Here is a 25,992-nt window from a genome sequence, read left to right as displayed (position 1 = left end):
TCAAATGCGCTCTCTTACCCTTCACCTGAAACTGCTGATCGCCATCCTGGTGGTGCTGGGCATTTCAATTACGGCCTACCAGATCTTCGTCCTGGGCATCCCGGTGACCGAAGACGCCACCGACGACCTGTGGAACATCGACGCCAAGGTCGAGTTCGTCGCCAGTGCCAAAGACCCGGTCAAGATCCAGATGTTCGTGCCTCCGCTGAGCCGCGACTTCGTCAGCCTCAACGAGAGCTTCATCTCCAATAACTACGGCGTGGCCGTGAACCGGGTCGACGGCAACCGCAAGGTCACCTGGTCGGCGCGCCGGGCCAAAGGCAACCAGACGCTGTATTACCGTCTGGTGCTGACCAAGCGTTATTCCGGCGAGAAAGCCAAGATCAAAGGCCCGACCTTTCGCGACAGCCTGACCATCGAAGGCCCGGAAAAAATCGCCGCCGAAGCCCTGCTTGCACCGATTCGCCAACACTCGGCCGACGTCGAAACCTTCGTCGGCGAAGCCATCAAGCGGGTCAACAACCTCAACGACGACAACGTGAAACTGCTGCTGGCCGGCGACCCATCCGCTGCGCACAAGGCGAAAATCGTCGAGTTGCTGCTGTCCATCGCCCACGTACCGATCGAGAAGGTCCACACCATCCGCCTGGTGGCCGACCAGCCGCAAATGCCGGAACTGTGGCTGCGCAGTTTCAATGGCACCGACTGGCTGTACTTCAACCCGGAAACCGGTGAACAAGGCCTGCCGACCGACCGCCTGCTGTGGTGGACCGGCGACGAAAACCTGATCACCGTCGATGGCGGCAAGAAAGCCAACGTGACCTTCAGCCTGAACAACAGCGAAATGAACGCCATTCGCCTGGCCAAGCTGACCGACGAAAACACCGACGCCAACTTCCTCGAATACTCGCTGTACGGCCTGCCGCTGCAGACCCAGCAGACTTTCATGATCATGGTGATGATCCCGATCGGCGTGCTGGTGATCCTGATCCTGCGCAACCTGATCGGCATCCAGACCCTGGGCACCTTCACCCCGGTGCTGATCGCCCTGGCCTTCCGCGAAACCCAGCTCGGCTTCGGCATCATGCTGTTTACCATCATCACGGCGCTGGGCCTGTCGCTGCGTTCCTACCTTGAACACCTGAAACTGCAAATGCTGCCGAGGCTGTCGGTGGTGCTGACGTTCGTGGTGGTGTTGATTGCGGCGATCAGCCTGTTCAGCCATAAACTCGGCCTGGAACGCGGCTTGTCCGTCGCGCTGTTCCCGATGGTGATCCTGACCATGACCATCGAACGCCTGTCGATCACCTGGGAAGAGCGCGGCGGTGGCCATGCCATGAAAGTGGCCATCGGCACGCTGTTCGCCGCGTCCCTGGCGCACCTGATCATGACCGTGCCGGAACTGGTGTACTTCGTGTTCACTTTCCCGGCGATCCTGCTGATCCTGGTAGGTTTCATGCTGGCCATGGGGCGTTATCGCGGTTATCGCCTGACCGAACTGGTGCGCTTCAAGGCCTTCCTGAAAAAGGTTGACGCCTGATGTTCGGCCTCTGGAAGACCTGGAAGGCCCTGGAAGCCCGGGGCATCATGGGGATCAATCGGCGCAACGCAGACTACGTGCTCAAGTACAACAAGCGCAGCCTGTACCCGATCGTCGATGACAAGATCATCACCAAGGAGCGCGCCATCGCCGCCGGCATTCATGTACCGGAACTCTATGGGGTGATTTCCACCGAGAAGGAAATCGATAACCTCGAAGAGATCATCGGCGCACGCAATGACTTCGTGATCAAACCGGCGCAGGGCGCTGGCGGTGATGGCATCCTGGTCATTGCCGACCGCTTTGAAGGGCGTTACCGCACGGTGTCCGGCCGGATCATCAGCCATGAAGAAATCGAGCACCAGGTTTCCAGCATCCTGACCGGCCTGTACTCCCTGGGCGGTCACCGCGACCGGGCGCTGATCGAATACCGCGTGATTCCGGACCAGATCTTCAAGAGCATCAGTTACGAAGGCGTACCGGACATTCGCATCATTGTGTTGATGGGCTACCCGGTGATGGCCATGTTGCGCCTGCCGACGCGCCAGTCCAACGGCAAGGCCAACCTGCACCAGGGCGCCATCGGTGTCGGCGTGGACCTGGCCACCGGCCTGACCCTGCGCGGCACCTGGCTGAACAACATCATCAACAAACACCCGGACACCACCAACGCAGTGGATGGCGTGCAACTGCCCTACTGGGACGGTTTCATGAAGCTCGCCGCTGGCTGTCATGAGTTGTGCGGCCTGGGCTACATCGGTGTCGACATGGTCCTGGACCAGGAAAAAGGCCCGCTGATTCTGGAACTCAACGCCCGGCCCGGGCTGAATATCCAGATTGCCAATGACTGCGGCCTGACGTTGCGTACTCATGCGGTCGAGGCACGGCTGGAAGACCTGAAGACCCGTGGCGTGACCGAAACGGTCGAAGAGCGCGTGGCGTTTGTGCAGGAGTTGTTTGGGCATATTCCTGCGGTCGAGGGCTGAGCAACTCCAGTAGGAGCGAGCTTGCTCGCGATGGACGTCAACGATAACGCGTGCTTCCTGGATGTACGCGTTGCTCTCAGGTTCATCGCGAGCAGCCTCGCTCCTACAAGCACCCAATCTTCCAATTTCCGACATCCCTCTAGGACCAAATCCTGCAGAGGACTACAATCGCCACCCCGCCTCGATGGCTGACTTCCCCCGCCCATGTTGATCTGCTCCGTACACCCGCTGCCCTATCGCGCCAACCCCGCCGAATATTTCGCGGCGATTCGCCATGCGCCCGGCGCCGTCCTGCTCGACAGTGGCCGCCCCAGCGCCGACCGCGGTCGCTATGACCTGCTCAGCGCCTGGCCATTGGAGCAATTGACGGTATCACCCGACGAAAGTGGCGACGCGTTCCTGCAACGCCTGCGCGACAACCTGACACGACTGGGCGAAGCCACTCTGCCGGCACCTTATGAGTTGCCGTTTGCCGGTGGGTTGATCGGCTATCTGAGTTACGACTTCGGCCGACATCTGGAGCGCCTGCCGAGCCAGGCCCGTGACGACCTCCATTTGCCCGACGCGCGTTTCGGCTTGTACGGCTGGGCATTGATCAGCGACCACCTGTCGCTGAGCAGTCAATTGGTGTTCCACCCGACCCTGCCCGACAGCGAGCGTCAGCGCCTGATCGAGCTGTTCAGCCAGCCTGCCCCGCAAGAGGTCGCGCCCTTCAAACTGCTCACCCCGATGACCGCCGACTTGAGCGCAGACGAGTATCAACAGGCCATCGAACGCATCCAGCAGTACATTCAGGCCGGCGACTGTTACCAGGTCAATTTCGCCCAACGGTTTCGCGCGCCTTGCCAGGGTGATTCGTGGGCCGCTTACTGTGCGCTGCGCGCAGCATGCCCAACGCCTTTTTCCGGTTTTCAGAGCTTGCCCGACGGCGACGCCGTACTCAGCCTGTCGCCGGAACGCTTCGTCAAAGTCAGCCAGGGTCATGTGGAAACCCGCCCGATCAAGGGCACCCGCCCGCGGGGCCTGACGCCTGAGCAAGACGCCGCGAACGCCGCCGAATTGCTGGCCAGCCCCAAGGACCGCGCGGAAAACCTGATGATTGTCGACCTGCTGCGCAATGACCTCGGTCGCACCTGCCGCACCGGTTCAGTACGGGTGCCGGAACTGTTCAGCCTGGAAAGCTATCCGAACGTGCACCACCTGGTGAGCAGCGTCACCGGTGAACTGGCGGATGAGCGCGATGCCCTGGACCTGATCGCCGGCAGCTTCCCTGGCGGCTCGATTACCGGCGCGCCAAAGATTCGCGCCATGCAGATCATCGACGAGCTGGAGCCGACCCGGCGCGGCCTGTATTGCGGTTCGTTACTGTACCTGGACGTACGCGGCGAGATGGACAGCTCCATCGCCATTCGCAGTTTGCTGGTCAAGGACGGGCAGGTGTGTTGCTGGGGCGGCGGCGGGATTGTCGCGGACTCGGAGTGGCAGGCCGAATATCAGGAGTCGATCACCAAGGTGAAGGTCTTGCTCGATACGCTGCAAAACCTGTAGGAGCGAGCCAGCTCGCGATGGTCGTCAACAATAACGCCGGAAACCTGACACCCCGCGGCGCTCTCAGGCTCATCGCGAGCAGGCTCGCTCCTACAAGGTCGAGGTTACAGGCTCAAAGTGCGGTTCGAAGCCTTGATGAACTCCTGCTTCAGCGCTTCAAACGTATGCACCGCCGGGAACTGCGGGAACTGCGCAATCACATTGTCCGGCGCATGGAACAGAATCCCGGCATCGGCTTCGCCCAACATCGTGGTGTCGTTGTAGGAATCCCCTGCCGCGATCACCCGGTAGTAGAGGCTCTTGAAGGCCAGGACCGACTGACGTTTTGGATCTTTCTGACGCAGTTGATAGTCAGTGACTCGCCCGGTGTCGTCAGTAATCAGGCGATGACAGAGCAAGGTCGGGAAGCCCAGCTGACGCATCAGCGGCTGGGAAAACTCATAGAAGGTGTCCGACAGGATCACCACCTGGAAGCGCTCGCGCAGCCAGTCGACGAACTCGATGGCGCCGTCCAGCGGCTTGAGCGTGGCGATCACCTCCTGAATGTCGGAGAGCTTCAGGCCGTGCTCGTCGAGGATCCGCAGGCGCTGCTTCATCAGCACGTCGTAGTCGGGAATGTCCCGGGTGGTGGCCCTGAGGGATTCGATCCCGGTTTTTTCGGCGAAGGCGATCCAGATTTCCGGAACCAGCACACCTTCAAGATCCAGACAGGCAATTTCCACAAGACACTCCCATTTGTATTGATTATTGAGTCGAGCGAGCAAAAAGACTGCCGAACTCTAGCGACTCGGGCCTGCCTGCGCAACGCAGAGGATGCCCCGGCCCGCGCAGCTTTTTGTTACCATCGACCCCATATAGAGCGCCCAGCGCCACCGACCTGTAGGAAGCCGCCCTGATGAGCCCAACGTTCGACGTCGTGGAACTCGCCACGACCTATGCCAACAAGTCCGCCCAGGACATTCTCAAACTCGCTTTTGCCGAGTTCGGCGATGACCTGTGGATATCTTTCAGCGGCGCCGAAGACGTAGTGCTGGTGGACATGGCCTGGAAGCTGAACAAGAACGTCAAGGTGTTCAGCCTCGACACCGGCCGCCTGCACCCCGAGACCTACCGCTTCATCGATCAGGTGCGCGAGCACTACAAGATCGACATCGAACTGGTGTCGCCGGACCACACGAAACTTGAACCGTTCGTTAAGGAAAAAGGCCTGTTCAGTTTCTACAAGGACGGTCATGGCGAATGCTGCGGCATCCGCAAGATCGAACCGCTGCGCCGCAAGCTGTCAGGCGTGAAGGCCTGGGCCACCGGCCAGCGCCGGGACCAGAGCCCCGGCACCCGCAGCGCCGTCGCGGTGATGGAAATCGACACCGCGTTCTCCACCCCGGAACGCACCCTGTACAAGTTCAACCCGCTGGCACAAATGACCAGCGAAGAGATCTGGGGCTACATCCGCATGCTGGAGCTGCCGTACAACAGCCTGCACGAACGCGGTTTCATCAGCATCGGCTGCGAACCCTGCACCCGCCCGGTACTGCCGAACCAGCACGAACGCGAAGGCCGCTGGTGGTGGGAAGAAGCGACGCAGAAGGAATGCGGGCTGCATGCGGGGAATATCATTAGCAAATCCAAAGCGTAAACCCACTGTAGGAGCGAGCCTGCTCGCGATGGTCGTCAACGATAACGCGGGGTGCATGATACCCCGCTGCGTTCTCGGGTTCATCGCGAGCAGGCTCGCTCCTACAGTGTTATCTGCAGCTTGAAAAAATGTGTACACACGAACGTCACCATCGGTGCCATTTGTGTGTGCACTTTTAGTTTCAGCGCCCCAAAAAGTTACATCTCCTTTCCCATCACCTCGCCTTCATCTCCCTCTCAAAAAATAAATACCTGTTCAATCGGTCAATTTAAATTTTCTGCTTTTCAGTTAGTTATCCGTTATCGATAACAAAACGAAATGAGTACTGGTTTTTATAGAATCGCGACTGGCATGGATTTGGCTTAAGTGCATACATGTTTTGTATACAATAAAATCAAAACATACACACACTTTAGATCCGCAAGCCTGAAGCGCCCTATCCCGTACAGGCTGCAGATGCCCCGTAACCAATGATATTCGCCACCCGCGACGAAGATTTGTCGAGCCAACGCTCATGCACAGTCATCGCGGCGTCGAGCATCAGGAGCCTGCCGGAATGCGTACTAGTCTCTCCAATAACAACATCGCGCTGGATCTACCCTCCTCCCATTCCACCCACACCGCCGACAATCAGGCGCATCACGCCCCCGTGGTGCTCAGCCCCCGATTGCACAACAAGGACCTGGCGCCGACCAAGGCCGAAGGTCGGCGCTGGGGCCGCTACAGCATCTTTGCCCTGTGGACCAACGACGTGCACAACATTGCCAACTACTCGTTTGCCATCGGTCTGTACGCTTTGGGTCTGGGTGGCTGGCAGATTCTCCTGTCCCTGGGGATCGGCGCGGCGCTGGTTTACTTCTTCATGAACCTGTCTGGCTACATGGGCCAGAAAACCGGGGTGCCGTTTCCGGTCATCAGCCGGATCAGTTTCGGCATTCACGGTGCGCAAATTCCTGCGTTGATCCGCGCCGTTATCGCCATCGCCTGGTTCGGCATTCAGACGTACCTTGCGTCCGTGGTCTTTCGCGTGCTGTTGACGGCGGTCCATCCCGGCTTCGCCGACTACGACCACGACTCGATCCTCGGCCTGTCGACCCTGGGCTGGGTGTGTTTCGTCGCGATCTGGTTCGTGCAACTGGCGATCCTTGCCTATGGCATGGAGATGGTGCGGCGCTACGAGGCATTTGCCGGCCCGGTGATTCTGCTGACCGTTGCCGCCCTTGCCGCGTGGATGTACACCCAGGCCGATGCGACCATCGCCTGGTCGATCCGCGAACCGCTGACTGGCGGTGAGATGTGGCGCAACATCTTTGCCGGTGGCGCGTTGTGGCTGGCGATCTACGGCACCTTGATCCTCAACTTCTGCGACTTCGCCCGCTCTTCGCCGTGCCGCAAGACCATCAAGGTCGGAAATTTCTGGGGCTTGCCGGTGAATATCCTGGTGTTCGCCAGCATCACCGTCCTGCTGTGCGGCGCGCAATTTCAGATCAATGGCCGGATCATCGAAAGCCCGACCGAAATCATCGCCTCGATCCCCAATACCTTCTTCCTGGTGCTCGGCTGCCTGGCGTTCCTGATCGTCACCGTGGCAGTGAACATCATGGCCAACTTCGTCGCCCCGGCGTTCGTGCTCAGCAACCTGGCGCCCAAGTACCTGACCTTCCGCCGCGCCGGGCTGATCAGCGCGACCATCGCCGTGCTGATCCTGCCGTGGAACCTCTACAACAGCCCACTGGTGATCGTGTATTTCCTGTCCGGCCTCGGTGCCCTGCTCGGCCCGTTGTACGGGGTGATCATGGTCGACTACTGGCTGGTGCGAAAAGGCCAGGTCAACGTGCCGCAGCTGTACAGCGAAGACCCGAACGGCGCGTATTACTACAGCCGCGGGGTCAATTTGCGCGCCGTGGCGGCGTTCATTCCCGCCGCCCTCATCGCCATCGTCCTGGCCCTGGTGCCGGGTTTCCACAGCGTATCGCCGTTCTCCTGGCTGATGGGTGCCGGCATCGCCGGGATGCTCTACCTGATCATCGCCAAGCGCCAACCGCTCTACACCGATGTCAGCGGCGAAGCCATCGCGGTCGACAACGTCAGCCACTGATCCTGTCGCGGCCCGCCGTTGTCGGGCCGCAGAACCAACTGCAATAAGGACTCCCCATGCGCATTCTCGTGGTCAACGTCAACACCACCGAATCCATCACCCAGGCCATCGCCCGCTCGGCGCAGGCCGTCGCGTCGCCCGGCACGGAAATCGTCGGTCTCACCCCGCATTTCGGCGCAGACTCCATCGAAGGCAATTTCGAAAGTTACCTGGCGGCCATCGCGGTCATGGACCGGGTGATGTCCTACGACCAGCCGTTCGACGCCGTGATCCAGGCCGGCTACGGCGAACACGGCCGTGAAGGCTTGCAGGAACTGCTCAATGTGCCGGTGGTGGACATCACCGATGCCGCCGCCAGCACGGCAATGTTTCTCGGTCACGCCTATTGCGTGGTCACCACCCTCGACCGCACCGTGCCGCTGATCGAAGATCGCCTCAAGCTCTCCGGCCTCTGGGACCGTTGCGCCTCGGTACGGGCCAGTGGTTTGGCCGTGCTGGAACTGGAACACGAACCGCAGCGCGCACTGGAGGCCATCGTGCATCAGGCCGAACTGGCGGTGACCCGGGACAAGGCCGAAGTGATTTGCCTGGGCTGCGGCGGCATGGCCGGGCTGGACGAGCAGATTCGCCGGCGTACCGGGGTACCGGTGGTGGACGGCGTGACGGCGGCAGTGACCATTGCCGAATCATTGGTGCGACTGGGGCTGTCGACATCGAAAGTGCGGACCTATGCGACGCCGCGGCCGAAAAACATCATTGGCTGGCCGGGGCGGTTTGCCCGGTAGACCGCGTTATCGTTCATCGCGAGCAGGCTCGCTCCCACAGGGAATTTGCTTGCGTCGCAGATCCAGTGTGGGAGCGAGCCTGCTCGCGATGGCCGCACCCCGGTTTCAAGACTTGCTCAAACAGCACTAAACCTCTGCCCCAACCCCCGCTCGGCAAACTGCTCAATGACGAATTCCACAAACGCCCGGGTCTTGCCAGGCAGCAGTTTGTGTTCGGCGTAATAGATGGAAATATTGCCATCGTCGACATACCAGTCCGGCAACACCCTCTGCAACGTCCCCGCCTCCAGATAGCCCACGGCAAACGGCATGCTCACCAGCGCAATGCCCAGGCCCTGGGTGGCCGTGGCGCAAGCGGCCTCCGAGTCGCTCAGGGTCATCCGCGTCTTGAGGGCCAACGAACTGTGTTGCTGGGTGCGACTGGTCAATTGCCAGGAGCGCACGCGACCGGTCTGCGGCGAGCGAATGAGGATGCCGTCGTGCTGCTTGAGATCATCGGGCTCGAGGATCGCTTCGTGCGCCGCCAGGTAACCCGCAGAGGCTACCAACACGCGATGGGCTGGCGTCAGCTTGCGTGCCACCACCCCTTGAGGCAGTTCGAATCCGCCACCGATCGCGGCATCGAAACCCTGGCCGATCAGGTCGACCTGACGGTTGTCGAAATGCCAGTCCGGATTGATCGCCGGAAAACGCCCCAAGAACTCCCCGAGCAGCGGCACGATATACAAGCGTCCGAACACCGTGCCCATGCTGACCTTCAAGGTGCCTGCCGGGCGTCCCTCGGCGCTGGCGAGATTAGCCACGGCATTCTGGATGGTGTGCAGACTGGCACTGACTTCACCAAGGAAAAGTTGACCGGCCTCCGTCAGGGTCAGGCTGCGAGTGCTGCGCTGGAACAATCTGACGCCCAGGCGCGCCTCGAGTTTGGCAACGCTCTTGCCCACCGCCGCCGGTGTCAGGCTCAAGCGACGCGCCGCTTCGGCAAAGCTGCCGACCTCGGCACTGCGCACAAAGCATTCGATACTGCTGAAGGTTTCCATAGGCGCCACTATAAACTTTTGGTTTACACAGACTATCGCAATTATGGTCTACACAGCAGGTAATCCTGAATCGATACTAGGCTCCATCAACCGGGACATCTCGCCTCGGGACTTGGAGATCGACATGACTACTCAGAACCTCAGCGGCAAAGTGGCATTGATTCAAGGTGGTTCCCGCGGTATCGGCGCCGCCATCGTCAAGCGCTTGGCCGCTGAAGGCGCGACCGTTGCCTTCACTTACGTCAGCTCCACGGCCAAGGCCGAAGAACTGCAAGACAGCATCATCGCCAAGGGCGGCAAGGCCCTGGCCATCAAGGCCGATAGCGCCGACGCCGACGCCATCCGCGGTGCCGTGTCCACCACGGTAGAAGCCTTCGGTCGCCTGGATATCCTGGTCAATAATGCCGGCGTACTGGCGGTCGCACCGCTGGCCGAGTTCAAACTCGAAGACTTCGACCAGACCCTGGCCATCAACGTGCGCAGCGTGTTCATCGCCACCCAGGCCGCCGCCAGGCACATGACCGAAGGCGGTCGCATCATCAACATCGGCAGCACCAACGCCGACCGCATGCCCTTCGCCGGTGGCGGCCCGTACGCCATGAGCAAGTCGGCGCTGGTCGGCCTGACCAAAGGCCTGGCCCGTGATCTCGGCCCGCAAGGCATCACTATCAATAACGTGCAACCGGGCCCGGTCGACACCGACATGAACCCGGCCCACGGTGACTTTGCGGAAAGCCTGATCCCGTTGATGGCCGTGGGCCGTTACGGCAAGGCCGAAGAGATCGCCAGTTTCGTCGCCTACCTCGTCAGCCCTGAAGCGGGCTACATCACTGGAGCCAGCCTGACCATCGACGGTGGTTTCGGCGCCTGATTCGTATCTGCCAACTGCAATAACTGTGGGAGCGAGCCTGCTCGCGAAGAGGGAGTATCAGACACCTTGATGTTGTCTGAAACACCGCCTTCGCGAGCAGGCTCGCTCCCACATTGGCCAGAGTCGAGCCGTCTTTTTGCTAGGTCCACTCAAGCGCCGGCAAACCAAAAGCACTCGGCACAAACGCCTTCAGCGTACGAAGAATGCCATCGGCATGTGCGTACCTGGCGTCGGCCATTGCCGCATCCGGAATTGCAATCGCCGTCATCCCCGCCGCTTTCGCCGCGGTGACACCGAAAGGCGAATCCTCGAACACCAGGCAATCTTCGGGTGCAACACCCAGGCGCCGCGCCGCCGTCAGGAAAATATCCGGTGCCGGTTTGGCCGCGCCCACCTCGGGGTCATCGGCGGTGACGATGAAGTCGAACAGGGCGAACCAGTCGCGGTGCAAGGTGGTTTTCTGACCGAACGACTGACTCGACGAACTGGTGCCCACGGCAATGGGAATGTTGTTGGCCTTCAGATGCCGTACCAGTTCCTGTGCGCCGGGCATTGCCTGTGCTGTAGGAAAACGCTCGCGCATCAGCGGCTCGCGGATCACCAGAAATTCTTGCGCCGTAATCGGCAAGTCCAGCGCTTCAACCACATAGCGCGCCAGATCGCCTGCGCCCCGGCCAATGATGTTCTGTTTGATGCTCCAGTCGAACGTCCGGCCGTAACGCGCGGCGATGATGGACGTGACTTCGGTGTAAATGCCCTCTGTATCCAGCAACAAGCCGTCCATATCGAAAATCACGGCCTTGATCGGGCCGATTGCTTTCAGTGGTGCATTCATTGCATCTGATCCGTTTTCTAAGTCATCCCGGGCAGCTCAGGTACGGCCGATGCCCCATGGATTAAAGGATTCAGCAGCATAGCGAGCGCCACCGGTCCAGAGCAATGATCAAATCCCAATCGACGCCGAATGGCCCTCCGCGATTTAGCGAATCGCCCTACAGCAAGCGCCACCTTTCCCGACTTCTTTCCTCGCTGATCCCCCGCAGAGTTTCGCGCTCCATACTCCGCCAAGCGAAAGACAGCAGATGTTCGATCCCCAAGAGGTATTGGCATGCCCCGCCAGCGGTCCCCTGACACTTCGCTCCGGTAGGCAGGAACGCCGCGAGGACGCCTCCAGGCAAGCGAAAAACCCCAACGACGACAGCGCCGACACCGTCGAGCGAACCGCCACCCACAACGGCCCGGTGTCGATGGTTACCGGCGAAGGATTGCTGTCCCTCACCGACGGCACCCTCGACGGGATCCTGCCCTTCGATTTCACCCGCCTCTATCGCACCAGTGCCGTTGAAATCGACAGCGGCCTCGGTTTTGGCTGGAGCCATTCACTGTCCCAGCACCTGGAACTCCACGGCGATAAGGTACTGTGGATCGACCCCGAAAACCGCCGCACACCCTTTCCACGACCGACGGCGACGCGGCCGGTGCTCCACAACAGCCTGTCGCGGACGGCGATTTACCTCGGCGAGAAGCCGGACGAACTGATCCTTTCCCCGGCCGGCGACCGCGCGCGGTTCTACCACTTTCATGACGGCCGGCTCAGCGCGATCAGCGACGCCTACGGCAACCGCCTGACAGTAGAGCGGGACCGCTGTGACCGGATCCAACGCCTGGACAACGGCGCCGACCGCGCCTTATTGCTGCGTTACGACCTCAAGCACCTGGTGGCCGTCGACTATCAGGTGTTTCAGCGCGGCGATCCCGAGACGAACACCTGGCGCACCGAACAGACACTGGTCAGCTACCGCTACGACGCCCGCCAGCGCTTGATCGAGGCAACCAACGCCGCGGGTGAAAGCGAGCGCTATGACTACGACGAGCAGCACGTCATCCTGCAACGGCAACTGGCTGGTGGCGCGAGTTTTTTCTGGGCGTGGGAACGCTCCGGCAAGGCAGCCCGCTGCATCCATCATTGGGCCTCGTTTACCCAAATGGAGGCGCGTTACGCCTACGACGATCAAGGCCGCCTGATCGCTGAGCAGGACGCCCTCGGCGCCGTCACCGGATACCAATATGACAAAGTCGGTCGGCTGGTTACGCTGCTTGCGCAGAATGAGGCGCCCACGTCCTGCGAGTATCGTCACGGCGCCCTGCACACCCACACGCGGGGTCAGGAGACGTGGACCTGTCAGCGCAATCTCCAGGGCGATATCACTGCCGTTACTGATTCGGACGGGCAGATCACCCGCTATGTCTACGACCCGCAGGGGCGCTTGCTGACAATCCGATTCCCCGACCAGAGCAGTCACCGGTTTGTCTCGAACGCCTTGGGGCAACTGTTGGAGGAGACTTTGCCGGACGGTACCCAGCGCACTTTTTCCTACGATGTGCTGGGCCGGCGGATTACCGGGCAGGACGAACACGGTGCGGTCACCAGCTATGAGTGGGACGCCGTGGGTCGACTGACACGGACCACATTGCCCACCGGTGCCTGCCGTGCCTGTCGCTACAACGCCTACGGCCAGGTCACCGCCGAAACCGACGAACTGGGACGGGTAACCCGTTACGAATACGCCGACGACCTGCACTTGGTCAGCCGTCGGATCAACCCCGACGGCAGCGCACTGAAGTACGGCTACGATCATGCGCAGCTATTGCTCACCGAGATCGAAAACGAGGTCGGCGACACCTATCGGCTGGACTACACGCCAGGCGGATTGATCCGACAGGAAACCGGCTTCGATGGCCGTCGTACCACTTATGCGTATGACGGTAATGGTCAGTTGCTGGAGAAAACCGAGTTCGGCGACGACGGTTCGCAACTCGTCACGCAGTACCAACGCGACAGTGCCGGGCGCCTATTGCTCAAGACCCTGCCCGACGGGATCAAGGTCGAGTACCACTACGACAACTTCGGGCGACTGGTCCGCGTCGATGACGGTCAGGACCATCCGCTGGCGTTCGAATACGACTGCCAGGGCCGGCTGATCACCGAGCATCAGGGCCGGGTCACCCTGCGTTACGTCTACGATGCCTGCGGTCGGCTCAAGCGACTGCGCCTGCCGGACGACTGTGTCCTTGTCTACCACCATGCCAAGGGCGGCGTCCTCACTGCCATCGATCTCAATGGCACGCGCCTGACCAGCCACCGTTTTGTCGGCGGGCGCGAACAGCAACGCCAACAGGGCCTGCTGCTCAGCGATTACGCCTACGACGAGCAAGGCCGTTTGCAGGCCCATGCCGTCAGCCAAAAGCAACGACCGCTGTACAGCCGCGAGTATGCCTACAGCGCCAAGGGCAATCTCCTGCAGATTGCCGACAGCCGTCGGGACCAACGCCACTATCAATACGATGCACTCGATCGCCTGACCGGCGCACACCACGCCCGCGACCCGTTCGCGGAGAGCTTCACCCATGACCCGGCCGGCAACCTGCAGATCCACGGCCGTCCGAGCCCGTTCGTGCACCAGGGCAACCGCCTGCGCCGCCATTGCAACAGCCACTACGTCTACGACGTCTTCGGCAACCTGATCCGAGAACACCGCGGTATGCCGCCTCTGGTCACCCAATACACTTACGACAGCCAGCACCGCCTGATCAGTATCAGCACCCCGGACGGTAAAAGTGTCAGCTACCGCTACGACGCCTTCGGCCGGCGCATCCGCAAAACCGTCGACGGCCAGACCACGCAATTCTTCTGGCAAGGCGACCGGCTCATCGCGGAAAGCGCTCCCCGACACTACCGCAGTTACATTTACGAACCCGGCAGCTTCCGCCCGCTGGCGCTGCTCGACGGCAAGGGCCGGGCAGACGTCCGCCCGTTCTACTACCAACTCGACCATCTCGGCACCCCGCAGGAACTGACCAGCTACAGTGGTGCCATCGTCTGGTCGGCGAAATACTCCGCCTACGGCAAACTCCGCGAACTGAGCCAGGGCGCCGGCGAACGATTCGAACAGCCGCTACGGTTCCAGGGGCAATACTTCGACGCCGAGAGCGGCCTGCACTACAACCGCCATCGCTACTACCATCCCGACATCGGTCGCTATCTGACACCGGATCCGGTCAAGCTGGCCGGTGGGTTGAACCCGTATCGGTACACCCGGAACCCGACAGGGTGGGTGAATCCATTGGGGTTGGACGGGAATTGCCCGCAGGCGAACAAGCCGGAATGCTCGGCTCCATTTGGGGAAGGAGGGGCAAAGGTTGATGTGGGGGAGCCTGGTGTGCCCTCTCCAACCTTCGAATAAATACGCGTATCACGCAGACTCACGGGAGTCCCGGGCTTGCTCACTGTCGTTTCGTAATAGCTGGCTCACCCGCACCCGCGCCATCGTCCCGATCATCGGAATCGGCCTCAATATCGTCCTCGCTCGGAACCTGCTCCACACCTGCATCATCATCGTCCGGCGGTCGTTGATCGCGGCTCAAGGAATCGGTAGGCGACGGCAGCGGATACTCCGGTGTTTCATCAGCGTCGGGGACTTTCCGATCAGTCTTCATATCGCACCTCTCGTGTGACCTGAAGTGCAGGTCACGACCTGACGAGGACCGGGCGATGGACGCGTTCGCTCAGCTGGACAACCAGTCAATCCACCAACTCGGCTCGATCAATCTTCGTCCTCCTCCTCATCGTCAAACTCGATATTCCCCACATCGCCCAAATCATCAGCATCATTAAGCGGCACCGTCGCATCATCCATCAGCGATCCCGGATCTTCATTGCCGGGATCGTTGATAGATGGCAGTCCGCTCGGGTCTTTTTCTTCCTTGCCTTTGCTTTTCACTGTCATGGGATGCCTCACTCAACTAGCGATGCTTTTTGTGGTGTTTGTTCGAATGTTTATAACCGTTACCGGAATGGGAATGACCGCTGTCACTCCCCAGATCATTGCCGACCGCACCGCCGGCTGCACCGCCCAGGCCTGCGCCGATGGCCGATCCGGTCGAACCGCCAAGACTGTTGCCGACCACCGATCCACCCGCCGCGCCCAAACCACCGCCTACCGCCGCCTCGGTGCGACTGCGCTTGGGTGCGGCAATGGCACTGCCGGCCGCTCCGCCGACACCTGCACCAATCGCTGCCCCCGTACTACCGCCCACCTGACCACCGACAACGTTGCCCAACACCCCACCAAGACCACCGCCCACCGCGGCATCTCCATTACCTCCCGCCAGTGCCGCCTGAGAGATCAGCCATCCAAAAACAATCGCAGGCAACATCAATCGTCGAGCACTCAGGCTTGCGGTTTTCTTGCCGTTGGTTTTCGGGTCCATGGCATGCCTCACATTTTTCAGGGGTATGGAAGATTTGAGCCGCGGCACCGTAAAACGTTCATAAATGAAAAAGCCCGGCATCAAGCCGGGCTCTTTTTAGATGCACAATCAGGATCAGTGACCCTTGTGACCCTTGGCCAGGTTGCTGCCTACGCCACCGCCCAATGCACCGCCCAGGCCGGCACCGATGGTGGCGCCGGACTTGCCGCCAAGGCTATTGCCGATCACCGAACCACCGGCCGCGCCAACACCGCCACCGATAGCAGCGCTGGTGCGATGACCTTTTTTGGCGGCAACTGCACTGCCCGCCGCGCCAGCGACGCCCGCGCCAATTGCTGCGCCAGTGCTGCCGCCCATCTTCTGGCCGACCACGTTACCCAACGCGCCACCCAAGCCACCGCCCAGCGCGGCGGTACCGTCACCAGCCATTGCACCTTGAGCAACCAGAAGCCCCAGAACCAGAGCAGGCAGTGTTAAACGCATGACAAAAACCTCAAAAAATAGGGGTACACAAAAAGGGGGGGCGAGATTGAATGCTTTTGCGCGGATAATGTCCAGCACGCCGGTCCATCTTCGCGATTGGCGACGGTTGGACAGCGTTTACCGAAAAGGTTTTATCGCGGACAAAAAAAAGCCCGCTGGGGAAACGGGCCAGGTGTTGCTTTCTAACGGATGAGTCGAGATTACGAAGGGACCTGTGAAAAGTTTGTGAAAAATCACTCCCTTCAAAAAAATTGTCATGAAATTTTTCAGACACAAAAAACCCCGTTCTATGACGGGGTCTGTCTAACGTTCGGTTACTTCCTGACCGGTGCTGTCACCCTGGGTAAGAATTTGCCCTTCAGTACCCGGCACGCCCTGGTCTTGATCTTGCCGACCTCAGTCTGGTCCTCGCCGAAACTCGCCACATACTGGGTCTGACCACACCGCACGGCGTTGTTGATCGGAAATTCTGCGCCATCGTCCTCGATATATGGATCAGCCATCTCTTCACCCCTTTCAAAACGCGCGATCGACACCGGCAAACCCTTTGCCTGAAAGAATATCGATCGCCAAGGGTTTTCAGACTAGCCGGTCACTAACAGACCTGCTGTTCGGATTTCCCCGTGACCGACGAATGGCTTCTCACCTTTCACCTCAACTTGACCGCCGTCCCGGCCACAAACACCACGACCATCCCGCCCTTGCCGGACGGCATGCTGATCTCATAATCAAGCCCGACCACCGCGTCCGCCCCAAGCGCCAGCGCCCGCTCCCTGATCTCATCGGTGGCCTGAATGCGCGCTTCCTTCAACGCTCGTTCCAGTGTCTGGGAACGCCCGCCGAAAAAGTCGCGCATCCCGGCAAACACGTCGCGGACAACATTGATCCCTTGCACCGACTCGGCGCTGACGATGTCCAGGTAGGCGGTAATTTGCCGGCCTTCGATGGCGTGGGTCGTGGTGACGATCATGGGCGTTCCTTACTGTTCAGAAATTCAGCCAGCGCCTCAAACGCCGGCAACGTGACGGGATCGTTGGCCGAGTTGCTGGCCGTTCGAAGAGTTTGAGCAGTCCACTGCCGGATATTCACTGCCTAAACATGGGCCTCGCGTTGAAGAACATCAGCGACCCACTGATTGATACTTTTGTGGGCTAACTGAGCTTTCACAGCAACCGTCGCGTGAAGGGCTGGGGCCAGGCGCAGACTGAGATGGCCTGAATAGGGTTTCTGTGGGTTGCGACCAAGCTTGGCGCAAGTCTCCAGATAATCGGTGACGGCCTCTTCGAATGCGGTGCGAAGTTCTTTGACTGACTCGCCGTGAAACCCGACAACATCCTTGATGCCCGCAATGTGGCCGACGAACAGGCCGTCTTCGTCGCTGTACTCGATCCGGGCTGAGTAGCCGTTGTAGTTCATTACGTTCACGGGATAACTCCTGCTTGTTCAAGGAAAGCCCTGGCGTCACGCACCTGGTAGGGTTTGGCTTCTTTGTCGGGGTGGGGCCGGTGAAAAGTGGCCACCACGCCATTCAGTTCAAAACGTACTCGCGAACCATGGCCTTCGACGGTTCTGGCCCCTGCAGCGCCGAACAAGGATTCGATGCGGGACCACTCCATGGTTGCCGAGGCTGGTCTTGAAAATAAGGCTTTGAGAGTGCTGAGCTGTTTATTATTCATGGTATTATATCATGATACCGAATAGGGTTTAGCAACCGCGAATGACATCGCTGATGCGTGGGAGAGGCCTCTAACGCGCGCTTAAAAAAACGCCGCTTATCCAGAACAGGAAAGCGGCGTTTTCGTGTGGAAGCGTTTGTTTTTCACGGCAGGCAGGATATCGGGGTGACTCTCGCCGGGGTTGTAGGCAATTTCCGAGAGTTGCGTAAAGCGTTACGCTTGCTGCGCTTTTAGCGGGTCACTACCTTGCTGGCCTAGCTTGGGCGGGATGCGTCTTCTTTTCAGACACCAAAAACCACAAACCCCCGACTTCCTCTAGGAAAGTCAGGGGTTTGTGCTTACTGAATGTGGCGGTGAAGGAGAGATTCGAACTCTCGATACAGTTTCCTGTATACACACTTTCCAGGCGTGCTCCTTAAGCCACTCGGACACTTCACCGTATCTCTTCAAACAAGTTCTGTCTGTCGAGGCGCGCTAATGTAGTCGAAAGCTTTTCCGATGGCAAATATTTTTTTCAGAATTTTCATGCGGTTAACGCGATTCAGCGTTTGCGGTCGTTCCGGGCCATGGCAAACCGGCCAATCTCCGGCTTCGTGCCCTCTTCTATATAGAGGGGAATGCGCGGCAGGCGCGGCGGGCTACGCTTGGCGAGCGGGAAAAGGGTGACTGGTGGGTCAGCCACGGCGCTTTACCTGGCCTGCGGCGGTGGGTAACGTCTGCCCAACTTTATTGAAAGGAATAGCGTCATGAGTGAGTTGATTTCTTACCATCTCGAAGACGGTATCGCGACCCTGACCTTGAACAATGGCAAGGTCAATGCCATCTCTCCGGATGTGATTGCCGAGTTCAACGCTGCGCTGGATCGGGCCGTGACGGATCGTGCGGTGGTGATCATTACCGGCCAGCCGGGCATTCTCTCTGGCGGTTATGACCTGAAGGTGATGACGGCCGGCCCCAGGGAAGCCGTGGCATTGGTGACCGCCGGCTCGACCCTGGCCCGCCGCCTGCTGTCGCACCCCTTCCCGGTGATCGTGGCGTGCTCGGGGCATGCGGTGGCCAAGGGTGCGTTCCTGCTGTTGTCGGCCGACTATCGCATCGGTGTAGACGGTCCATTCAGTATCGGCCTGAACGAAGTGCAGATCGGCATGACCATGCACCACGCAGGCATCGAGATCGCCCGTGACCGCCTGAACAAAGTGGCGTTGCAGCGTTCGGTGGTCAACGGCGAGATGTTCAATCCACAAGGCGCCGTGGCAGCCGGCTTCCTTGATGTGGTGGTCTCGCCTGAAGAACTGCAAGGCGCGGCGCTGGCGGCGGCTCGTCAGTTGAAGAAGATCAACATGACCGCGCACAAGAACACCAAACTGAAAGTGCGCAAGGCGTTGCTGGAGGCCCTGGACAACGCGATCATCCAGGACCAGGAACATTTGGGCTAAGCCCGGAACTGCTGCAACGAAAAGCCCGACCGTCGTGTCGGGCTTTTTCATAGGTGTCTTGGTTAAACGTCTGCAAACGCTCTAGACCGCGTCTGACCAAATAGTCGGCAACATCAGCTCAAACATCGGCCATCTCCCACTTCCCTGGGAGCAATTGCCGAAAACAGTGCACATCCGTACACTGCGCCACCTTTTGTCCCGGTGGGGCCTGTAAATGCTGTTTTTGTTCCGTATGTCATTGATGAGCCTGCACTTTATTGTGGCGGGGGTGCTGGGAGTGATTCTCGGCCTGTGTCGGCCATTCAATCCGGACAACAGCCGCCTGTGCGCACGCCTGTACGCATGGCCGGCCATGTGTATTTTGCGTTTGCGGGTGAAAGCCGAAGTCGGGCCGTTGATGGATAAACCCGACAGCTGCGTGATCATCGCCAATCACCAGTCCAATTACGACCTGTTTGTGTTTGGCAACGTGGTGCCCCGCCGCACCGTGTGCATCGGCAAAAAGAGCCTGAAGTGGGTGCCGCTGTTCGGGCAGTTGTTCTGGCTGGCCGGCAACGTGCTGATCGACCGTGGCAATGCGCAAAAGGCACGCCAGTCGATGTTGACCACCACCCACACCCTGCAAAACAAAGACACTTCGATCTGGGTTTTCCCGGAAGGCACGCGCAATCTGGGTGAGGACTTGCTGCCCTTCAAGAAAGGCGCGTTTCAGATGGCTATTGCCGCCGGGGTGCCGATCGTCCCGGTGTGTGTCAGCAGTTACGTCAAACACATGCGATTGAACCGCTGGCGCAGCGGGAAAATCCTGATTCGCTCGTTGCCGGCGATTCCCACCGCCGGATTGAGCCTGGACGACATGCCCATGCTGATCGCCCAGTGCCGCGAGCAGATGCGTGAATGCATCGAATCGATGGACCGGCAACTGCAAGCCGCCTGAAAAAGAAGACCCGCCTGGTGCGGGTTTTCTTTTGCCTGTGCGTCTTTGCCCAGAACTCGGCAGATTTAACTGACTCTCAAACACTGCGAGGCTAAGCTGATCCACACTGCCAATGCATTCGTTGCCAATTGAAAGCTGCCAAAAGAAGTGAACCACCATCATGGGTAGAGTTGTTGCTGCTGCGGTTTATAGCGCCGGTAAGAGAGTCACCAATATTACCCTTGACGAAGGCGCAGCCTGGGCGGCAAAGCCCGGGCACTTTGTCTGGATCGGCCTCGAAGAGCCGAACGCCGAGGAACTCTATAATCTGCAACGCCAGTTCAACCTGCACGAACTGGCCATCGAAGACGCCCTGGAAAAGCACAGCCGGCCGAAGCTGGAAACCTTCGGCGATGCACTGTTCATCGTGACCTACTCCCCCATCCGCCACGAAGGCAAACTCGAGTTCATCGAGACGCATATCTTTGCCGGCAATGGCTACATCATTACTGCGCGCAACGGTCACTCGGCGTCCTACGCCCATGTCCGACAGCGCTGTGAGGCGCGTCCGCTATTGCTTGAGCACGGGGAAGATTTCGTACTCTATGCCATCCTCGATTTCGTGATCGAAAACTACCAGCCGATGGGCGAAGCCATTCACGCGGAAATCGATGTGCTGGAGGGCAATGTGTTATGTGGCTCGCTGAATGATTACGACATCCAGAAGCTACATGGCCTGCGTCGTGATGTTTTACGCTTGCGTCGTTATGTGGCGCCGATGATCGAGATAGGAGAGGAACTGCAGAGGCTGAGCTTCCCGTTCATCGACAAGAACATGCGCCCGTACTTTCGCGATGTGCAGATCCATGTAACGCGGCAGATGGAAGACCTGACGACGCTGGCGGATATTGCCAGCCAGACGATTGAGGTCGGGGTGCTGTTGGAGGCCTCACGCCAGAGCGTGGTACAACGCAAGTTTGCGGCCTGGGCGGCGATCCTGGCCTTCCCGACGGCGGTGGCGGGGATCTATGGGATGAATTTCCAGAACATGCCCGAGTTGACCTGGCACTACGGGTATTTCGGGGTGCTGGGGTTTATTACGGTGGGTTGTCTGGGGTTGTGGGCAAGTTTCAAGAAGTCGGGGTGGCTTTAAATCCAAGGCGAGTGCTTCGCACTCGATCGCGAGCAGGCTCGCTCCCACAGTCGATCTTCGGTGTTGCAGAGATCAATGTAGGAGCGAGCCTGCTCGCGATGTTTTTAATTTCAATCAGCTGCTGGCTTGTGCGCCACAAACCGCATCATCCACTCGGCCACCGTGGTGCCGTGGTGTTCCTGTTCCAGGCTCGCAATACCCTTGGAGTAGACCTGCTCGCCCAGTGCCTGTTGGCGAATCTCCAACAAGGCGCGGGAGTAGTCGTGGATGAACTCCGGATGCCCCTGGAAGCACAGCACCTGATCGTTGATGTGGTAGGCGGCAAACGGGCAGAAATCGCTGGAAGCGATGACCGTGGCGTTTTCCGGCAGCGACGTGACCTGATCCTGGTGGCTGATCAGCAGCGTCAGTTCTTCGCGCACCGGGTTCATCCATGGCGCCTTGGCGGCCAATTTGTAGTTGTGGGTGCCGACGCCCCAGCCCTGGGTCGCACGCTCGCTCTTGCCGCCGAGCAGCAACGCCAGCAACTGATGACCGAAACAAACGCCCAGCAACTTGTCGCCGCGCTCGTAGCGGGTCAGCAGATATTTCTTGAGGGTTTCGATCCACGGGTCGGTGCCAAAGGAGTCGGCCTTGCTGCCCGTCACCAGATAGGCGTCGAACGTCAGGTCGTCGCTTGGGTATTCACCCTGCACCACGTTGTAGACGGTGAACTCGGCGGCAATCGGCTGCTGCGAAAACAGGTGTTTGAACATCTGCCCGTAGCCCTGATATTGGTCAACCAATTCCGGACGCAGGTGGTCGGTTTCCAGAATGCAGATGCGTAACGACATAAAAAATACCTGACACGTGATGGGAATAATGCACACCCCAGAGCCTGCCTTGAAACGCTGTGACAAGGCAAGCCCCGAAATGCATCATCTCTCCCCCCTTAGAACACCTCCCCTTTGGCCGCCTTCTCCAGCAGCAAGGCAGGTGGCGCGAACCGCTCGCCATATTGCTTGGCCAGATACTGCGCCCGGGCCACAAAGTCCTGCACGCCGTACTGGTTGATGAACTGCAGTGCACCGCCGGTCCAGGCGGCGAACCCGATGCCGAAGATCGAGCCGACGTTGGCATCCGCCGTCGAGGTCAACACGCCCTCCTCCACACAGCGCACGGTTTCGATGGCTTGCACGAACAGCAGGCGATCACGCACGTCCTTGGGAGAAATCTGCCCGTCGGCTTTCTCGAAGCGGGTTTTCAACTCAGGCCAAAGGTGTTTCTGGCCGCCCGCCGGATACTCGTAGAAACCTCCACCGCCAGCCTTGCCGGGACGCTTGAACTCATTGAGCAGTAAGTCAATCACGGAAAATGCCGGGTGTTCTGTCAGCGGTTTGCCTTCTGCTTGCAGGTCCTTGGCCGTTTGCAGACGGATATGGTTCATCAGGCTGAGGGAAACTTCGTCAGAGATCGCCAGCGGTCCTATCGGCATGCCGGCCTTGCGCGCTTCAGTCTCGATCATCGCCGCGCTCACGCCCTCGCCCAGCATGGCGATGCCTTCGTTGGTGAAGGTGCCGAACACCCTTGAGGTGAAGAAGCCGCGGCTGTCGTTGACCACAATCGGGGTTTTCTTGATTTGCAGGACGTAATCGAAGCCGCGGGCCAGGGTTTCGTCGCTGGTGTTGGCGCCCTTGATGATTTCCACCAGCGGCATTTTTTCCACGGGGCTGAAAAAATGCAGGCCGATGAATTTGCTCTGGTCGGGCACGGCGCACGCCAGGCCGCTGATCGGCAGGGTCGAGGTGTTGGAGGCGATCACAGCGTCCGGGCCGACGACCTTCTGCGCCGCCAACGAGACCCTGGCCTTCAAGTCTCGATCCTCGAACACCGCCTCGATGATCAGGTCGCAACCGGCCAGGTCGGCATCGCTTTCGCTGGTTTGAATCCGTGACAGAACGGTGTCGCGTTGCTCGAGGCTCATTTGTCCGCGAGCGACTTTCTTGTCCAGCAGCGCCGCCGAATGCGCCTTGCCCTTCTGCGCCGCCGCGAGGCTGATGTCCTTGAGCACCACCTCGACCCCCGCCAACGCGCTGACAAACGCGATACCGGCGCCCATCATCCCGGCGCCGAGTACGCCGACCTTGCGGGTGACATAGGGCGCAAAACCCTGGGGCCGCGAGCCGCCGGCGTTGATTTCATTGAGCTGGAACCAGAACGTGCCGATCAGGTTTTTCGAGACCTGACCGGTGGTCAATTCGGTGAAGTAGCGGGTTTCGATCAGGTGCGCCGTGTCGAAATCCACCTGGGCGCCCTCGACCGCCGCGCAGAGGATTTTCTCCGGCGCGGGCATCGTGCCCTGGGTTTTGCTGCGCAGGATCGACGGCGCAATCGCCAGCATCTGCGCGACTTTCGGGTTAGACGGCGTGCCACCCGGTATCTGGTAGCCCTTCACGTCCCAGCGCTGCACCGCCGCCGGATTGGCCAGAATCCACGCTCGCGCCTTGGCCAACAGGTCTTCGTGATCGCTCGCCAGCGCGTCGATCAAGCCTGCCTGCAACGCCTGTTGTGGCCGCACCTTCTTGCCTTCAAGCAGATAAGGCAGGGCTTTTTCCAGGCCGAGCATACGCACCATGCGCACCACGCCTCCGCCGCCCGGCAGCAGGCCTAGGGTGACTTCCGGCAGGCCGAGTTGCACCGACGGGTTGTCCAGCGCCACGCGATGATGGCAGGCCAGGCAGATTTCCCAGCCGCCGCCGAGAGCCGCGCCGTTGATCGCCGCAACCACTGGCTTGCCGAGGGTTTCCAGGGTGCGTAACTGGCCTTTGAGGCTCAGCACCATGTCGTAGAAGGCCTTGGCCTGGGGTTTGCCGACCTTGATCAGTTCATTGAGGTCGCCGCCAGCGAAGAAAGTCTTCTTGGCCGAGGTGATGATCACACCGGCGATGCTGTCCTTGTCGGCCACCAGGCGCGCAACGCTGTCAGCCATGGCCTCGCGGTACACCGCGTTCATGGTGTTGGCACTCTGGCCGGGCATGTCGATGGTCAGGACGACGATCTGGTCCTGGTCTTTTTCGTAACGAATGGCTTCGTTCATAACGGGGTTCCTTGAAGTCCGGGCTCAGAGGCGTTCGATGATGGTGGCAATGCCCATGCCGCCGCCGACACACAGGGTCGCGAGGCCATAACGCAGGCGTCGGGCTTCCAGCTCATCGAGCAGCGTGCCGAGGATGGCGCAACCGGTGGCGCCCAGCGGGTGGCCCATGGCGATTGAACCGCCGTTGACATTGACCTTGTCCGGATCGACGGCCATGTCCTTGATGAACTTCAACACCACCGACGCGAACGCCTCGTTGACCTCGAACAAGTCGATGTCTTCGACCCGCAGCCCGGCCTTGGCCAGTGCCTTGCGGGTCGCCGGCGCGGGGCCGGTGAGCATGATGGTCGGATCGGTACTGGTGACTGCCGTGGCGACAATCCGCGCCCGAGGCTGCAAGCCCAGCGCCCGGCCCTTGGCTTCGGAGCCGATGAGCATCAGCGCCGCGCCATCGACAATCCCGGAACTGTTGCCGGGGGTGTGAACATGGTTGATCCGCTCGACATGGCTGTAGACCCGCAGCGCGGTGGCATCGAAGCCCATCTGCCCCATCATCTCGAAACTCGGCTTGAGCTTGCCCAGGCCTTCCAGGGTCGATTCGGCGCGGATGAACTCATCGTGATCGAGCAGGATGATGCCGTTCTGGTCCTGCACCGGCACCAGCGACTTGTTGAACGAGCCATCAGCTCGCGCCCGCGCAGCCTTTTGCTGGGAATGCAGGGCGTAGGCATCGACGTCCTGACGGCTGAAGCCCTCAAGTGTGGCAATCAGGTCGGCGCCCACGCCCTGTGGCGTGAATTGACTGTGCAGGTTGGTCGCCGGGTCCAGCGCCCAGGCCCCGCCATCGCTGCCCATCGGCACCCGGGACATCGACTCGACACCACCGACCACCACCAGGTCTTCGAAACCGGAACGCACTTTCATCGCGCCGAGGTTCACGGCCTCCAGCCCCGAAGCACAGAACCGGTTGATCTGGACTCCCGCCACGCTGACATCCCAATCAGCCACCTGAGCGGCGGTCTTGGCGATGTCGGAACCTTGATCGCCGATCGGTGTCACGCAGCCGAGCACCACGTCATCGACCTGGCTGGTGTCCAGCGCAGTGCGTTGTTGCAGTGCGTTGAGCAAACCGGCAACCAGGTTCACCGGTTTGACGCTGTGCAAGGCGCCATCGGCCTTACCTTTGCCACGGGGCGTGCGTAACGCGTCGAAAATCAATGCTTGGGTCATGACGTCCTCGAACCGCAGTGCAGGTGGGTAAATACCGAGTGCCCACTCTTGGCCCGAGCCGCGTTTGATTCAATGACCGCAGCGCTCACAGACGTTGACGCTCACGCTCAGACGAACGGTAGTCAGCTACCATTCAGGACCCCAAGCTGTCTAGCCAACGGGCGCCAAAGAAGCTGGCAATAGGCCTCATGCCTTTTTTAAAGCGAATTGCAAGAACACCATACGAAATGGATCTAAACCAAGCTTA

At 60.0% G+C, this 25,992-nt stretch carries 25 protein-coding genes and 1 tRNA gene; 11 read left to right on the top strand and 15 right to left on the bottom strand.

The window, feature by feature from the left end; translation table 11 throughout:
• Positions 1-4 precede the first annotated feature (4 nt).
• The 3 genes from rloB (at position 5) to pabB (ending at position 4,074) form a co-directional block, all read left to right on the top strand.
• Positions 5-1,540, top strand: coding sequence for an osmotic stress tolerance membrane protein RloB (gene rloB, locus AC3ITA_RS08975; RefSeq protein WP_489280036.1), 1,536 nt, complete (start codon positions 5-7; stop codon positions 1,538-1,540).
• A complete protein-coding gene (locus AC3ITA_RS08970) occupies positions 1,540-2,526 on the top strand; it encodes an alpha-L-glutamate ligase-like protein (protein WP_095945177.1) in 987 nt (328 codons plus the stop codon). Before rloB ends, AC3ITA_RS08970 begins: the two co-directional genes overlap by 1 nt.
• Before the next feature lie 204 nt (positions 2,527-2,730).
• Complete coding sequence (gene pabB, locus AC3ITA_RS08965) at positions 2,731-4,074, top strand: aminodeoxychorismate synthase component I (RefSeq protein ID WP_095945178.1); 1,344 nt, start codon at positions 2,731-2,733, stop codon at positions 4,072-4,074.
• Positions 4,075-4,178: 104 nt separating this feature from the next.
• On the opposite strand, the gene thrH is transcribed toward pabB, so the two are convergent.
• Positions 4,179-4,796: a bifunctional phosphoserine phosphatase/homoserine phosphotransferase ThrH gene (gene thrH, locus AC3ITA_RS08960; RefSeq protein ID WP_057715714.1), complete on the bottom strand. Its 618-nt coding sequence runs from the start codon at positions 4,794-4,796 to the stop codon at positions 4,179-4,181.
• A gap of 173 nt (positions 4,797-4,969) precedes the next feature.
• Between thrH and AC3ITA_RS08955 the strand changes: the two genes are divergently transcribed.
• From AC3ITA_RS08955 to AC3ITA_RS08945, 3 genes are all read left to right on the top strand, one after another.
• Positions 4,970-5,710 carry a phosphoadenylyl-sulfate reductase gene (locus AC3ITA_RS08955; RefSeq protein WP_095945179.1) on the top strand — a complete coding sequence of 247 codons (741 nt, stop codon included), beginning with the start codon at positions 4,970-4,972 and terminating at the stop codon, positions 5,708-5,710.
• Between the two features lie 556 nt (positions 5,711-6,266).
• Positions 6,267-7,808 (top strand): NCS1 family nucleobase:cation symporter-1, encoded by a 1,542-nt coding sequence (locus AC3ITA_RS08950; protein WP_150671846.1) that lies wholly within the window; start codon positions 6,267-6,269, stop codon positions 7,806-7,808.
• 56 nt (positions 7,809-7,864) lie between these two features.
• Entirely contained in the window at positions 7,865-8,593 is a 729-nt protein-coding gene (locus tag AC3ITA_RS08945) for an aspartate/glutamate racemase family protein (RefSeq protein ID WP_489280034.1), read from the top strand.
• A 116-nt stretch (positions 8,594-8,709) separates the two neighbouring features.
• Here the strand turns inward: AC3ITA_RS08945 and AC3ITA_RS08940 are convergent, their stop codons facing one another.
• Positions 8,710-9,633 carry a LysR family transcriptional regulator gene (locus AC3ITA_RS08940; RefSeq protein ID WP_150671848.1) on the bottom strand — a complete coding sequence of 308 codons (924 nt, stop codon included), beginning with the start codon at positions 9,631-9,633 and terminating at the stop codon, positions 8,710-8,712.
• Positions 9,634-9,757: 124 nt separating this feature from the next.
• Here AC3ITA_RS08940 and AC3ITA_RS08935 point away from each other — a divergent pair, with 124 nt between their 5' ends.
• Positions 9,758-10,504, top strand: a complete 747-nt coding sequence (locus tag AC3ITA_RS08935) for a 3-oxoacyl-ACP reductase family protein (protein WP_095945183.1) — start codon at positions 9,758-9,760, stop codon at positions 10,502-10,504.
• Positions 10,505-10,643: 139 nt separating this feature from the next.
• Here the strand turns inward: AC3ITA_RS08935 and AC3ITA_RS08930 are convergent, their stop codons facing one another.
• Positions 10,644-11,339, bottom strand: coding sequence for an HAD-IA family hydrolase (locus tag AC3ITA_RS08930; RefSeq protein ID WP_095945184.1), 696 nt, complete (start codon positions 11,337-11,339; stop codon positions 10,644-10,646).
• Between the two features lie 247 nt (positions 11,340-11,586).
• On the opposite strand from AC3ITA_RS08930, the gene AC3ITA_RS08925 reads away from it, so the two are divergent.
• A complete protein-coding gene (locus AC3ITA_RS08925) occupies positions 11,587-14,748 on the top strand; it encodes an RHS repeat-associated core domain-containing protein (protein WP_489280033.1) in 3,162 nt (1,053 codons plus the stop codon).
• 40 nt (positions 14,749-14,788) lie between these two features.
• Here the strand turns inward: AC3ITA_RS08925 and AC3ITA_RS08920 are convergent, their stop codons facing one another.
• The 9 genes from AC3ITA_RS08920 to AC3ITA_RS08880 form a co-directional block, all read right to left on the bottom strand.
• Positions 14,789-15,001, bottom strand: a complete 213-nt coding sequence (locus AC3ITA_RS08920; protein WP_414927919.1) for a hypothetical protein — start codon at positions 14,999-15,001, stop codon at positions 14,789-14,791.
• A gap of 107 nt (positions 15,002-15,108) precedes the next feature.
• Positions 15,109-15,291 (bottom strand): hypothetical protein, encoded by a 183-nt coding sequence (locus AC3ITA_RS08915; RefSeq protein WP_095945185.1) that lies wholly within the window; start codon positions 15,289-15,291, stop codon positions 15,109-15,111.
• A gap of 16 nt (positions 15,292-15,307) precedes the next feature.
• Positions 15,308-15,775, bottom strand: coding sequence for a YMGG-like glycine zipper-containing protein (locus tag AC3ITA_RS08910; protein WP_095945197.1), 468 nt, complete (start codon positions 15,773-15,775; stop codon positions 15,308-15,310).
• 114 nt (positions 15,776-15,889) lie between these two features.
• The gene (locus tag AC3ITA_RS08905; protein ID WP_095945186.1) at positions 15,890-16,258 is read right to left on the bottom strand and encodes a bacteriocin; all 369 of its coding nucleotides are present in this window, start codon (positions 16,256-16,258) and stop codon (positions 15,890-15,892) included.
• A 314-nt stretch (positions 16,259-16,572) separates the two neighbouring features.
• Positions 16,573-16,761, bottom strand: coding sequence for a hypothetical protein (locus AC3ITA_RS08900; RefSeq protein ID WP_095945198.1), 189 nt, complete (start codon positions 16,759-16,761; stop codon positions 16,573-16,575).
• A gap of 146 nt (positions 16,762-16,907) precedes the next feature.
• Positions 16,908-17,228, bottom strand: a complete 321-nt coding sequence (locus AC3ITA_RS08895) for a YbjQ family protein (protein WP_489280032.1) — start codon at positions 17,226-17,228, stop codon at positions 16,908-16,910.
• Positions 17,229-17,350: 122 nt separating this feature from the next.
• Entirely contained in the window at positions 17,351-17,683 is a 333-nt protein-coding gene (locus tag AC3ITA_RS08890; RefSeq protein WP_414927918.1) for a type II toxin-antitoxin system HicB family antitoxin, read from the bottom strand.
• Entirely contained in the window at positions 17,680-17,934 is a 255-nt protein-coding gene (locus AC3ITA_RS08885) for a type II toxin-antitoxin system HicA family toxin (RefSeq protein WP_414927917.1), read from the bottom strand. Before AC3ITA_RS08885 ends, AC3ITA_RS08890 begins: the two co-directional genes overlap by 4 nt.
• Before the next feature lie 348 nt (positions 17,935-18,282).
• Positions 18,283-18,372, bottom strand: a tRNA-Ser gene (locus AC3ITA_RS08880).
• A 308-nt stretch (positions 18,373-18,680) separates the two neighbouring features.
• Between AC3ITA_RS08880 and AC3ITA_RS08875 the strand changes: the two genes are divergently transcribed.
• The 3 genes from AC3ITA_RS08875 to AC3ITA_RS08865 all read left to right on the top strand — a co-directional run bounded on the left by AC3ITA_RS08875 (position 18,681) and on the right by AC3ITA_RS08865 (position 21,439).
• A complete protein-coding gene (locus AC3ITA_RS08875; protein ID WP_095945189.1) occupies positions 18,681-19,370 on the top strand; it encodes a crotonase/enoyl-CoA hydratase family protein in 690 nt (229 codons plus the stop codon).
• A gap of 214 nt (positions 19,371-19,584) precedes the next feature.
• A complete protein-coding gene (locus AC3ITA_RS08870; protein WP_414927916.1) occupies positions 19,585-20,307 on the top strand; it encodes a lysophospholipid acyltransferase family protein in 723 nt (240 codons plus the stop codon).
• 160 nt (positions 20,308-20,467) lie between these two features.
• Positions 20,468-21,439, top strand: a complete 972-nt coding sequence (locus AC3ITA_RS08865; RefSeq protein WP_095945191.1) for a magnesium and cobalt transport protein CorA — start codon at positions 20,468-20,470, stop codon at positions 21,437-21,439.
• Positions 21,440-21,549: 110 nt separating this feature from the next.
• Here the strand turns inward: AC3ITA_RS08865 and AC3ITA_RS08860 are convergent, their stop codons facing one another.
• The 3 genes from AC3ITA_RS08860 to AC3ITA_RS08850 all read right to left on the bottom strand — a co-directional run bounded on the left by AC3ITA_RS08860 (position 21,550) and on the right by AC3ITA_RS08850 (position 25,745).
• Complete coding sequence (locus AC3ITA_RS08860; RefSeq protein WP_095945192.1) at positions 21,550-22,272, bottom strand: amidotransferase; 723 nt, start codon at positions 22,270-22,272, stop codon at positions 21,550-21,552.
• 98 nt (positions 22,273-22,370) lie between these two features.
• Complete coding sequence (locus AC3ITA_RS08855) at positions 22,371-24,515, bottom strand: 3-hydroxyacyl-CoA dehydrogenase NAD-binding domain-containing protein (protein WP_414927915.1); 2,145 nt, start codon at positions 24,513-24,515, stop codon at positions 22,371-22,373.
• Between the two features lie 24 nt (positions 24,516-24,539).
• Positions 24,540-25,745 carry an acetyl-CoA C-acetyltransferase gene (locus tag AC3ITA_RS08850; RefSeq protein WP_095945194.1) on the bottom strand — a complete coding sequence of 402 codons (1,206 nt, stop codon included), beginning with the start codon at positions 25,743-25,745 and terminating at the stop codon, positions 24,540-24,542.
• Between the last annotated feature and the right edge of the window lie 247 nt (positions 25,746-25,992).

The sequence above is a fragment of the Pseudomonas sp. GL_090 genome (assembly GCF_057837765.1).
This window is presented reverse-complemented; position numbering and strand designations above follow the sequence as displayed.

Excerpts from the sequence above, each read along its gene's own strand:
- AC3ITA_RS08860 (WP_095945192.1), bottom strand. The coding sequence starts at position 22,272 with ATGTCGTTACGCATCTGCATTCTGGAAACCGACCACCTGCGTCCGGAA.
- AC3ITA_RS08875 (WP_095945189.1), top strand. The coding sequence starts at position 18,681 with ATGAGTGAGTTGATTTCTTACCATCTCGAAGACGGTATCGCGACCCTG.
- AC3ITA_RS08935 (WP_095945183.1), top strand. The coding sequence starts at position 9,758 with ATGACTACTCAGAACCTCAGCGGCAAAGTGGCATTGATTCAAGGTGGT.
- AC3ITA_RS08905 (WP_095945186.1), bottom strand. The coding sequence starts at position 16,258 with ATGCGTTTAACACTGCCTGCTCTGGTTCTGGGGCTTCTGGTTGCTCAA.
- AC3ITA_RS08910 (WP_095945197.1), bottom strand. The coding sequence starts at position 15,775 with ATGGACCCGAAAACCAACGGCAAGAAAACCGCAAGCCTGAGTGCTCGA.
- AC3ITA_RS08930 (WP_095945184.1), bottom strand. The coding sequence starts at position 11,339 with ATGAATGCACCACTGAAAGCAATCGGCCCGATCAAGGCCGTGATTTTC.
- AC3ITA_RS08850 (WP_095945194.1), bottom strand. The coding sequence starts at position 25,745 with ATGACCCAAGCATTGATTTTCGACGCGTTACGCACGCCCCGTGGCAAA.
- AC3ITA_RS08900 (WP_095945198.1), bottom strand. The coding sequence starts at position 16,761 with ATGGCTGATCCATATATCGAGGACGATGGCGCAGAATTTCCGATCAAC.
- AC3ITA_RS08950 (WP_150671846.1), top strand. The coding sequence starts at position 6,267 with ATGCGTACTAGTCTCTCCAATAACAACATCGCGCTGGATCTACCCTCC.
- AC3ITA_RS08970 (WP_095945177.1), top strand. The coding sequence starts at position 1,540 with ATGTTCGGCCTCTGGAAGACCTGGAAGGCCCTGGAAGCCCGGGGCATC.
- AC3ITA_RS08920 (WP_414927919.1), bottom strand. The coding sequence starts at position 15,001 with ATGAAGACTGATCGGAAAGTCCCCGACGCTGATGAAACACCGGAGTAT.
- rloB (WP_489280036.1), top strand. The coding sequence starts at position 5 with ATGCGCTCTCTTACCCTTCACCTGAAACTGCTGATCGCCATCCTGGTG.
- AC3ITA_RS08915 (WP_095945185.1), bottom strand. The coding sequence starts at position 15,291 with ATGACAGTGAAAAGCAAAGGCAAGGAAGAAAAAGACCCGAGCGGACTG.
- AC3ITA_RS08925 (WP_489280033.1), top strand. The coding sequence starts at position 11,587 with ATGTTCGATCCCCAAGAGGTATTGGCATGCCCCGCCAGCGGTCCCCTG.
- pabB (WP_095945178.1), top strand. The coding sequence starts at position 2,731 with ATGTTGATCTGCTCCGTACACCCGCTGCCCTATCGCGCCAACCCCGCC.
- AC3ITA_RS08865 (WP_095945191.1), top strand. The coding sequence starts at position 20,468 with ATGGGTAGAGTTGTTGCTGCTGCGGTTTATAGCGCCGGTAAGAGAGTC.
- AC3ITA_RS08955 (WP_095945179.1), top strand. The coding sequence starts at position 4,970 with ATGAGCCCAACGTTCGACGTCGTGGAACTCGCCACGACCTATGCCAAC.
- AC3ITA_RS08945 (WP_489280034.1), top strand. The coding sequence starts at position 7,865 with ATGCGCATTCTCGTGGTCAACGTCAACACCACCGAATCCATCACCCAG.
- AC3ITA_RS08855 (WP_414927915.1), bottom strand. The coding sequence starts at position 24,515 with ATGAACGAAGCCATTCGTTACGAAAAAGACCAGGACCAGATCGTCGTC.
- AC3ITA_RS08940 (WP_150671848.1), bottom strand. The coding sequence starts at position 9,633 with ATGGAAACCTTCAGCAGTATCGAATGCTTTGTGCGCAGTGCCGAGGTC.
- AC3ITA_RS08870 (WP_414927916.1), top strand. The coding sequence starts at position 19,585 with ATGCTGTTTTTGTTCCGTATGTCATTGATGAGCCTGCACTTTATTGTG.
- AC3ITA_RS08885 (WP_414927917.1), bottom strand. The coding sequence starts at position 17,934 with ATGAATAATAAACAGCTCAGCACTCTCAAAGCCTTATTTTCAAGACCA.
- AC3ITA_RS08895 (WP_489280032.1), bottom strand. The coding sequence starts at position 17,228 with ATGATCGTCACCACGACCCACGCCATCGAAGGCCGGCAAATTACCGCC.